The sequence below is a fragment of the Pseudonocardia sp. genome (assembly GCF_025965585.1).
GTDB lineage: Bacteria > Actinomycetota > Actinomycetes > Mycobacteriales > Pseudonocardiaceae > Pseudonocardia.
This window is the reverse complement of record NZ_JAOPWR010000481.1, coordinates 1-8,298: the sequence shown is the minus strand read 5'-3', so window position 1 is coordinate 8,298 and position 8,298 is coordinate 1. Positions and strand designations below refer to the sequence as shown.

Annotated in this window: 8 protein-coding genes; 4 read left to right on the top strand and 4 right to left on the bottom strand. The window is 74.6% G+C overall.

What is annotated here, in order from left to right:
* Positions 1-92: 92 nt before the first annotated feature.
* On the bottom strand, positions 93-1,520 hold the full coding sequence (locus tag JWR81_RS29825) for an RNA polymerase sigma factor (RefSeq protein ID WP_297660420.1): 1,428 nt from the start codon (positions 1,518-1,520) through the stop codon (positions 93-95).
* A gap of 250 nt (positions 1,521-1,770) precedes the next feature.
* Between JWR81_RS29825 and JWR81_RS29820 the strand changes: the two genes are divergently transcribed.
* The gene (locus JWR81_RS29820; protein ID WP_297660414.1) at positions 1,771-2,655 is read left to right on the top strand and encodes an inositol monophosphatase family protein; all 885 of its coding nucleotides are present in this window, start codon (positions 1,771-1,773) and stop codon (positions 2,653-2,655) included.
* 52 nt (positions 2,656-2,707) lie between these two features.
* On the opposite strand, the gene cei is transcribed toward JWR81_RS29820, so the two are convergent.
* Together cei and JWR81_RS29810 are read right to left on the bottom strand one after the other, a co-directional pair.
* Positions 2,708-3,373, bottom strand: coding sequence for an envelope integrity protein Cei (gene cei, locus JWR81_RS29815; protein WP_297660411.1), 666 nt, complete (start codon positions 3,371-3,373; stop codon positions 2,708-2,710).
* 72 nt (positions 3,374-3,445) lie between these two features.
* Positions 3,446-4,546 carry a phosphotransferase family protein gene (locus JWR81_RS29810; protein WP_297660408.1) on the bottom strand — a complete coding sequence of 367 codons (1,101 nt, stop codon included), beginning with the start codon at positions 4,544-4,546 and terminating at the stop codon, positions 3,446-3,448.
* 240 nt (positions 4,547-4,786) lie between these two features.
* On the opposite strand from JWR81_RS29810, the gene JWR81_RS29805 reads away from it, so the two are divergent.
* Positions 4,787-5,089 (top strand): DUF4193 domain-containing protein, encoded by a 303-nt coding sequence (locus JWR81_RS29805; RefSeq protein ID WP_296372562.1) that lies wholly within the window; start codon positions 4,787-4,789, stop codon positions 5,087-5,089.
* A gap of 79 nt (positions 5,090-5,168) precedes the next feature.
* On the opposite strand, the gene JWR81_RS29800 is transcribed toward JWR81_RS29805, so the two are convergent.
* Positions 5,169-5,648, bottom strand: coding sequence for a DUF3093 domain-containing protein (locus JWR81_RS29800; RefSeq protein ID WP_297660404.1), 480 nt, complete (start codon positions 5,646-5,648; stop codon positions 5,169-5,171).
* 86 nt (positions 5,649-5,734) lie between these two features.
* Here JWR81_RS29800 and dut point away from each other — a divergent pair, with 86 nt between their 5' ends.
* Positions 5,735-6,208: a dUTP diphosphatase gene (gene dut / locus JWR81_RS29795; RefSeq protein ID WP_297660425.1), complete on the top strand. Its 474-nt coding sequence runs from the start codon at positions 5,735-5,737 to the stop codon at positions 6,206-6,208.
* Positions 6,208-8,298: DUF3710 domain-containing protein (locus JWR81_RS29790; protein WP_297660402.1), on the top strand; the 2,091-nt coding region annotated here is incomplete at its 3' end. The genes dut and JWR81_RS29790, both read left to right, overlap by 1 nt.

Below are 8,298 nucleotides of genomic sequence, written 5' to 3'. Positions count from 1 at the left end.
ATGCTGTCCAGGACGGTCATGGCACATCTCCTTCCACGCTGTCGTCGCCGATGATCAAACGCTACCTCGGTGGCGACGGAGCGCGCCGCGCCTCACTCCAGGTAGTCGCGCAATACTTGAGAGCGGGACGGGTGCCGGAGCTTGTGCATGGTCTTGGACTCGATCTGGCGGATACGCTCGCGGGTGACGCCGTAGACCTGGCCGATCTCGTCCAGGGTGCGCGGCTGGCCGTCGGTGAGGCCGAACCGCAGCCGGACGACGCCGGCCTCGCGCTCGCTCAGGGTGGCCAGCACCGACTGGAGCTGGTCCTGCAGCAGCGTGAACGACACCGCGTCGACGGCGACGACCGCCTCGGAGTCCTCGATGAAGTCACCGAGCTGGCTGTCGCCCTCGTCGCCGATGGTCTGGTCGAGCGAGATGGGCTCCCGGGCGTACTGCTGGATCTCCAGCACCTTCTCCGGGGTGATGTCCATCTCCTTGGCCAGCTCCTCCGGGGTGGGCTCACGGCCCAGGTCCTGGAGCAGCTCGCGCTGGATGCGACCCAGCTTGTTGATGACCTCGACCATGTGCACCGGGATGCGGATGGTGCGGGCCTGGTCGGCCATCGCGCGGGTGATGGCCTGCCGGATCCACCACGTGGCGTAGGTGGAGAACTTGTAGCCCTTGGTGTAGTCGAACTTCTCGACCGCGCGGATCAGACCGAGGTTGCCCTCCTGGATCAGGTCCAGGAACGCCATGCCGCGGCCGGTGTAGCGCTTGGCCAGCGAGACCACGAGGCGGAGGTTGGCCTCCAGCAGGTGGTTCTTGGCGCGCTCGCCGTCGCGGACGATCCAGCGCAGGTCGCGCCGCAGCTGCGGGGAGACCTTCTCGCCGGCGTCGATCGAGCGGCGCATCCGCTCTGCGGCGTAGAGGCCGGCCTCGATGCGCTTGGCGAGCTCGACCTCCTCCTCCGCGTTGAGGAGCGCGACCTTGCCGATCTGCTTCAGGTACGCGCGGACCGAGTCGGCCGACGCGGTGAGCTCGGCGTCCTTGCGGGCCTGTCGCAGCGCCTCGGACTCCTCCTCGTCCCAGACGAAGTCGGAGCCCTTCTGCGGGGTGGACGACGGCTGGCGGGACGACGGGCTGCGACGGTTGGCGCCGGTGTTGGCGACCTCCTCGTCGTCGTCGTCATCGTCGTCATCGTCGTCGTCCGTGTCGGCGGCGCCGTCGACGACCAGGTCGGCCTCGAGTTCGACGTCGACCTCTTCGAGGTCGCTGACCTCGACGTCACCGTCGAGCTCGACGTCGGCGCCGTCGAGGTCGGTGGGCTCGCCCTCGGCGCCGGGGGAGGCCTTCTTCTTGGCCGCGCCCGGCTTGGCGGGCGCCCCGCTCTTGGCGGAGGCCGCGCGCGACCGGGGCGCCGCCTTCGTGGCGGTCTTCGTCGCCGTACCGGCCGACCGCGTGCTGCGGGGTCGGGTGGGTGCGGCGGCCGTCGGGTCGACGGACGTGTCGGTGCGGCTTGCGGAGTCTGCGGCTGCCACTAGGCCCTCTCGCTACGGTGCGCTCTGCCAGGAGCCGGGCGATGATGCGCTGGCCCGGCCATTGGTCGAGATCTGTCGAGATCGGTTCGGAAGCACCCACCGGATCGTCGTCCGACGGAGCGTCGGAGGCCGTGCCGGATCGGGGTACTCAGCCATTGTAACTGCGTGTTCCGGGGTGTTCGCGCCTTGCTGCCCCCGCGCGTCCTCGGGGATGGCCCGGACGGCCGTACCGGAGCCGCACTGTGGTCGGATGACGGGTGTGACCGACCCCTGTGAGCGTACCCCCGATGTGGCACCCGCGCACGACGCCGACGACCCCCGTGAGCTGCGGCGGATCGCCGAACAGGTCGCCGGCGAGGCCGCCGAGTACCTGCGCGGGCTGCCCCGGCCGTGGGAGGGCGAGCCCGGCGACGGCGTGTCCACGAAGAGCACGCCCACCGATGTCGTGACCGCGTCCGACACGGCCGTGGAGACCCTCGTCCGCGAGCGATTGGCGCAGCTGCGCCCCGGTGACACGGTGATGGGGGAGGAGCACGGCGGGTCGGCCACCGGTCCGGGCGTCGGCTGGGTCGTCGATCCCATCGACGGCACCGTCAACTTCCTCTACGGGCTTCCCTGGTACGCCGTGTCGCTCGCCGCGGTCCGCGACGGCGATTCGCTGGCCGGGGCGGTCGTCGAGCCCGCGTCGGGACGGGTGTGGAGCGCGGCGCGAGGTCACGGCGCCACCTGTGACGGCCGTCCGCTGCGGGTCTCCGGCGCCTCGGACGTGGCGCTGTCGCTGCTGGGCACGGGCTTCTCCTATCGCGCCGAGCGCCGCGTCCGGCAGGTCGCGATGATCAGCGGGCTGCTGCCGCGCGTGCGCGACGTCCGGCGCACCGGATCGGCGGCGCTGGACCTGTGCGCCGTCGCGGCGGGCTGGATGGACGCCTACCTCGAGCACGGCTGCAGCTGGTGGGACTGGGCGGCCGCCGCGCTCGTCGCGTCCGAGGCGGGGGCGGTGGTGCGGGTGCCCGGGCCCACCGGGAGCGCGCCGCCCGACGACGGCCTCGGCGCTGACGCCCTCTTCGCGGCCACCCCTGGCATCGCCGAGGAGCTCGGGGCGCTGGTCCGCGAGCAGGGGGCGGCCGAGGTCTGAGCGGGTCGGCCAGGGGAGCCGGCGCAGCGGGGGGAGTTCGGCGCGGCGGGCGTCAGCAGGTGGCCTTGCGCGCCGCGTCGAGGGTGGCCTGGTCCACCGACGCGGTGGCCGGCGCCGCGGACCCGCCCGACGGGTCGGCGTTGCCCGAACCCGTGTCGCCCGCCGCGGGCGCGGCGAGGTCGGCGAGCGCGTCACGGCCCGCCTTCGACGGGTTCACGTCCCCGAACGACGTGCCCACCGCGACGTCGACGGTCGCGTCGGTGCGGGTGTCGCGGACCAGTTCCGCGCACGGCAGCACCAGCGTCATCGTGCTCGCGGAGCCCCGGCCGCCCGGGCCGAACCGGATCTGCCCCCGGCACGTCATGTCACCCTTCGGGAAGAACGGGTCGTTCTCCGGCGGGGCCGCCTGGACGAAACCGAGGTCGCCGAGCTGCGCCGCCACGAGGTTGGCCTGCCCGCGCTGACCGCCCGCGTTGAGCACCCGCACCCTGACCGACGACGCCGGCACGGGCGCCACCCCGTCCAGCGCGCCGGGGGACTGGGCCTCGCCGGGAGGCGGGCCCGTGGCCGGCAACGGGCAGGACGCGCTGCCCGATCCGGCGCCCGCGTTGACGAGCACCGTCGTCCAGGTCGCGACGGCGGCGACGGCCAGCACGATCACGACGGTGAGCACCGGGCCGCGGCGGCGGCGCTGGTAGGGGCGGTTGCGCACGGTCACAGCTCCCTCTCCGCGGGCGCACGTACGACGAGGCTCACGATTCCCTCTCCGCGCGGGCGAACACGTCGAGCGTCATCCCACCGACCCCGTCTCCAGCACGTGCCCGGCCAGCGCCACCAGCGGGCCCGAGCTGCCCTCGAGCCCGGCGGCCATCGACGCCGGCACCATCCCGGCGCGCACCCGGGCGAGGATGCCGTCCAGCACGACTGCGAGCTTGAACGCGCCGAACGCGACGTACCAGGGCAGCGGCGCGAGATCGAGCCCGGAGCGCTGGGCGTAGGCCGCGGCCAGCGCCGTGCGGGTGGGGAAGCCGGGCAGGCGCGTGGGGCTGTCCAGGTACTGGGCCGCGCGCCAGACGGGCTGCTCCGCCACCTGCGCCCAGTAGACGAGCAGCAGCCCGAGGTCGGCCAGCGGGTCGCCGAGCGTCGACATCTCCCAGTCGAGCACCGACGCCACCCGGCCGGGGTCGGCGACGTCGAACAGGCAGTTGTCGATGCGGTAGTCGCCGTGCACGATCGTGTGGCGTTGCGCGGCGGGCACTGTCGCGGTGAGCCTCTCGGCGAGACCGGTGAGCGCGGCGGGGTCGCCGTCGCCGCCGGGGACCTCACGGGCCTTCTCCCACTGCGTGGTCCAGCGCCGCACCTGGCGCGCCATGAAGCCCTCGGGCCTGCCGAAGTCGCCGAGCCCGACCGCCTCGGGGTCGACGGAGTGCAGGTCGGCCAGCACCGTGATCAGCGCCTCGCCCATCCGGCGGCGGTCGTCGGGCTCGGTGGCCCAGCCCGCGGGGAGCTCCCCGAGTGGCACGACGCCCTCGACCAGCTCCATGACGAAGCACGGCGCGTCCACCGGCGCTCCGCCGTCGGACGCGGCGAGCACGCGGGGGACCGGCACCGCGGTGCCCGCGAGCGCGGAGATCACCCGGCGCTCGCGGCCCATGTCGTGGGCCGTGGCCGCGACCTCACCGACGGGCGGCCTGCGCAGCACCACCGCTCCCGCCGCGCTCTCGACGCGGTAGGTGAGGTTCGAGCGGCCCGCCCCGATCGGCGACAGCGTGCACTTCCGCCACGCCGGATCGCCGAGCGCGGCCGCCAGCCAGGCTCCCACGGCGTCAGGGTCGGCGCCCGGACGGGGCTCTGCGGGGGTGCCGGACCGGGGCTCGGAAGGTGCTGCCACGACGTGGACCCTAGTGGTCGGAGGTGACGCCGACCGCGGTGCGACCAGGGCGGCGGCGAGTCGCCCGGGCACTGAGTTAACCTCTGCGCGCCCCAGGGGAGCCGTTGACGTCGGACTCGATCCGGGAACACGCAACCGAATGAGACCTGAGTCACTCATTTGCCGGGCACAAACACCGTCGCTGTGACGTTGTCCAGCGGCACGACGACGACACAAGCGCATGTCAAGAGGGTGGGAACGATGGCTACCGACTACGACGCACCACGGCGCAACGAGACCGACGACATGGCTGAGGACTCGCTCGACGAGCTGAAGGCCCGTCGTAACGAGGCCCAGTCGTCCGTGGTCGACGTCGATGAGACCGACACGGCCGAGAGCTTCGAGCTCCCGGGCGCCGACCTGTCCGGCGAGGAGCTCACCGTCAAGGTGCTCCCGAAGCAGGCCGACGAGTTCACGTGCGCCAGCTGTTTCCTGGTGCACCACCGGAGCCGGCTTGCTGAGACGCACGGCACGCAGTACATCTGCCGGGACTGCGCCGCCTGATCCACGCACGTCAAGCCCCGGACCGTTCATCGGCCCGGGGCTTTCGTGTGTCGAGCTTTCGGGTGTCGAGATCGGGCCCTCAGCGGCCCAGGGCCGTCAGCAGCTGCTCGGGGTGGCGGACGCTGAAGATCCAGTACGGCGTGGGGTCGTCCGGGTCGGTGAGCTCCACCCGCACGAGCGAGCGGATCCAGCCCCGGTGCATGAGGTACGCCGTCGGGTCGAGCTCCGGGCCCAGCGCCTCCTGCTTGGCGGCCTTGTGCACGATCTCCACCCGGCCGGTGTGCCGCAGCGGCACGACGGCCGCCCCGACCTGCAGCCGGCCGTCGGCCACGCGGATCCGCGTGCGCCCCAGCCAGAACAGTGCGCCGACGAACAGTGGGATGAGGATCACGTACCCGATCCACGACCGGATGCCGGGATAGCCCATGTGGATCTCGGCGCCGAGCAGCACCGCGACGAACGCCGCCAGCAGGTACCACCACCACGGGACGGACAACCGCTCGTCGAATCCGGAGCTGCCGGACGTCGCAGGCGAGGCGGGAGACGGATGTTCGGTCACGATCGTGGAGGGTAGCGTCGACCGTCGTGTCCGGCCGCGTCGATGCTCCCCCACCCGCGCCGTCCACCGCACCGCCTGCCGCCGACGTGCCCGGGCGTCCGGTCGACGTGCTCCTCACCAGGCTCGATCCCGGCCTACCGGTGCCCGCCTACGGGCGTCCCGGCGACGCCGGAGCCGACCTGCACTGTGCCGCCGACGTCGTGCTCGCCCCCGGTGAGCGGGCCCTTGTCGGCACCGGGGTGGCCGTCGCCCTGCCGCCCGGCCACGCAGGGTTCGTGCACCCCCGCTCGGGGCTGGCCGCCCGCACCGGCCTGTCGATCGTCAACGCCCCCGGCACCGTCGACGCCGGCTACCGCGGCGAGATCCTCGTCTGCCTGGTCAACCTCGACCCCCGCGAGGAGATCGTGCTGCGCCGCGGCGACCGCATCGCCCAGCTCGTCGTGCAGCGCGTCGAGCAGGCGCGGTTCGTCGAGGTCGCGGAGCTTCCCGCATCCGAGCGCGGGACGGGCGGGCACGGCTCCACCGGCGGCCACGAGCGGCTCGCGGGGGAGGCGCCGTAGTGGCGCGCCAGGCGGCGGTGGACCGCGACGAACTCGACTACCTCGGCGACCTCGACGACGAGCTCGCTGTCGAGTACGACCCCGTGCACGTGCCCGGCGACGGCCCGCACGACGACGAGGACCTCGACCCCGAGGTCACGCTGGCCGCCGGCACCGTCGACTTCGGTGCTGTCCGGGTGCCGGTGCCCGCGCGGGGCTCGATCACCGTCGAGCCGTCGGAGAACGGCCGCATGCAGGCGGTCCACGTGTCGTTGCCCGAGGGACGGCTGTCGGTGAGCGCGCTGGCCGCGCCCAAGTCGTCGAAGCTGTGGCCGGACCTGGCGAATGAGATCGACGTCTCGCTGCGCGAGGGCGGCGCCCGGGTCCGGTCGTTCACCGGCGACTGGGGCCGCGAGCTGCACGCCACCAGCGGCGCAGCCACGTCCGTGTTCGTCGGGGTCGACGGTTCCCGCTGGATGCTCTACGGCGTGGCCACCGGCCCGACCCGCGACGCCGCGGCCCTCGACGTGGAGCTGCGCCGGATGCTCCGCGGCACCATCGTCGTGCGCGGCCGCAACCCCTACCCGGTACGCACCGTGCTGCCGCTGGAGATGCCCGCCCGCCTCGCCGAACAGCAGGCCGGCGAGCAGGAGGCGCCGGCGCCGCAGCCCGCCGCGGGCCGGGCGACCACCGCTGTGCCCGCCGTCGACCAGCAGCCGAGCACCCGGAACGGCGCCGCGACGGGCACCGCCACCGGCATCAGGATCCTCGGCGCGGCCGCGACCGGGTTCAGCCACCGGCCGGCACCGCCCCCGAACGGCCACGCGCCCGCTGCGTCGCACGAGCGGGCGGACGGCCACGCGCCCGCTGCGTCGCACGAGCGGGTGAACGGCCACGCGCCCGCTGCCGCGTCCCACGACCCGGTGAACGGCCACCGTCGGGCGCCCGCGCACCGCGCCGCGCCCACCGGGGGCTTTCCGGTGGGGGCGGGATCGGAGCAGGAGCCGTCGTCCGGCCCGTTCGGGCCCCCCGACGCCGGTGCCGGGCCGTCCGTCCGTCCGTCCGGTCCCGCGGCTGCGCCGACCGGCGCCTCGCACGGGGTGTACGACCGGCGCCCCGATGGCGGGGTCCCCGGGCGCGGTGTCGCGGGCTGGGGCGGTTCGCAGGTGAACGGTGCGCGACCCCGTGGCGGGTTCCCGGCGGACGGCGCCCCTCACCACGCCGACGCTCCCGGTAACGGGCACCGGGCACCCACCGGTGGCGCCCCGGCCGGCGAGTTCGAGTCGGGTCACGGCGACCCGTTCGGCGGGTCCGCGCCGGGTCAGCGCGACCCGTTCGGCGGCTCCCGCCCCGCCGCGGCGCACGGTGCACCGTCGTGGACCGGCATCCCCGCCGCCGACGACACCCCGATGTGGGCCGATCCCGCGCAGCGGATCACCGACGGCGCCCGTCCCCTCCCCCTCGACGCGGGGCCGGACCCGGACGACCGGCCGACCGAGATCCGGTCCACGCGGGCGTCCTCGTGGGCACCGGAACCGTGGGCACCGGAATCGGGGGAGTCCGAGACCGGGGCACAGCGGTCCGGGGCACAGCGGTCCGGGGTGCAGGACCGGTCCGGCGTCGATCCCATCGCCACCGCGCCGTGGCGGCTCGACGCGCCGTCCGTCCCCGTCACCGGTGGGCGACGTCGCCTGGCGGACCCGCAGGACCTCCTCGGGCCGTCGGGCCCGCCCGCATCGAACCCGCCCGCGGCGGCGCCGGGGAGCCCGGAGCCCTCCGTCGCAGGCCGCTCCGCGGAGCCGGTCGTCGCGTTCGGGGAAGGGCGTCGTCGCGCCCTCGACGCCGTGGAGCCCGCAGGATCCGCGGCCGGCGACGATCGTGCCGCCGAGCCCGCCGCCGGGACGCGGCCAGGCCGCCGCCGGGCGCTCGACCCGGCCGAGACGTTCCTGCCGGACCGCGGCGGAGCCGACACCGGTCACGAGCCCCGCGCGGGACGCCGCCGTGCTCCCGATTTCGTCGACGACCGGCCCGGCCGTCGCCGCGCCCCGGAACCCGACGTCGCCGTAGGCCGGCGCCGCCTCGCCGACCCGCCCACCTCCGGCGGGGGGCGC

Excerpts from the sequence above, each read along its gene's own strand:
- JWR81_RS29820 (WP_297660414.1), top strand. The coding sequence starts at position 1,771 with ATGACGGGTGTGACCGACCCCTGTGAGCGTACCCCCGATGTGGCACCC.
- JWR81_RS29805 (WP_296372562.1), top strand. The coding sequence starts at position 4,787 with ATGGCTACCGACTACGACGCACCACGGCGCAACGAGACCGACGACATG.